Origin of the sequence: Phytoactinopolyspora endophytica (assembly GCF_004138495.1) — a bacterium.
GTDB lineage: Bacteria > Actinomycetota > Actinomycetes > Jiangellales > Jiangellaceae > Phytoactinopolyspora > Phytoactinopolyspora endophytica.
On sequence record NZ_ML142850.1, the window covers coordinates 108,686 to 109,097 of the forward strand.

Annotated in this window: 1 pseudogene; it reads left to right on the forward strand. The window is 66.5% G+C overall.

Annotation, left to right across the window (positions count from 1 at the left end):
• A pseudogene (locus ELR45_RS36795) lies at positions 1 to 243 on the forward strand (hypothetical protein); the annotation flags it as partial.
• Positions 244 to 412 lie beyond the last annotated feature (169 nt).

Here is a 412-nt window from a genome sequence, read left to right on the forward strand (position 1 = left end):
TTCGCCGCGCTCACCCACGCCCGGGCACCGCTCACGGTAGGACAGCTTGCGGCAGCTCTCGGCTGGTCGGAGGACCGCGCCAGCCACGCCCTACACGACGCCGAACAGCTCTCCGAGAGCGCCGACCCGATCGCGCTCCGCTCGGAAGGAAGCAGCTACACCGTGGTTGCCGCCCCGGTTCGCCTCACCGAGGAGCAACGTAGCGCTCTCAGCGCACAACCATCACCCAATGCCCCCACGTAACCCGCTGGTCCCGTCACGGAACGACATCGTGGTCGTGGGAACGACCACGATGTCGTTCCGTGTGCAGCCCGAATGTCGTCGCGTGCGGCCCGAGAAGTCAAGGGCCGGCACCGCGAGAATCACTCGACGGTGACATTGCTGATGTCGAAGGTCTCGTATGCCCACGGGT